We start from the raw sequence: 539 nt of genomic DNA, 5'->3' as shown, positions 1-539 counted from the left end.
ACCGTCGAGCGGATGGCGAGCCACCTGCGCACGCTGTTGGAGGCCGTGGCCGCGAAGCCCGAGCAGTCCCTGGCCGACGTGCAATTGCTGACGGCAGAGGAACGTCAGCGCATCCTCGTGGAGTGGAATGACACGGCGGCTGTCAGTCCGACGGACGTCCCTGTCCACGTCCACTTCGCCCAGCAGGCCCAGCGCACACCTCACGCCGTCGCACTGGTGCTGGGGGAGGACTCGCTGACGTATGCCCAGCTTGAAGCCCGCGCGAACCAGCTGGCCCATCACCTGGGTTCGCTGGGCATCGCTCCCGGAGCGCGCGTTGGCCTCGCCGTTGAGCGCTCCTTCGAAATGGTGACGGCGCTGCTCGCCATCCTCAAGGTGGGCGCGGCCTTCGTCCCGGTGGATCGCAATGCTCCCGTGGAGCGCATCGCGGCGCTCCTGGAAGACGCCGACGTCAGCGTGACGCTGACCCACCAGCCCTTCGCTGCCCTGCTGCCCTCCGCTGGCACCCGCGTCTGGCTGGATGCGCAGCGGGACGTCAT

Annotated in this window: 1 protein-coding gene; it reads left to right on the top strand. The window is 68.8% G+C overall.

Annotated elements, in window-relative coordinates; translation table 11 throughout:
- Positions 1-12 precede the first annotated feature (12 nt).
- Positions 13-539, top strand: a 527-nt coding sequence (locus ACLEQD_RS45040) for an AMP-binding protein (protein ID WP_410392013.1), incomplete at its 3' end; no start/stop codon positions are given.

The organism is Corallococcus sp. 4LFB (genome assembly GCF_046520365.1).
Classification (GTDB): Bacteria; Myxococcota; Myxococcia; order Myxococcales; family Myxococcaceae; genus Corallococcus; species Corallococcus caeni.
The sequence above is the reverse complement of the archived record's forward strand: the minus strand, read 5'-3'. Positions and strand labels throughout refer to the sequence as shown.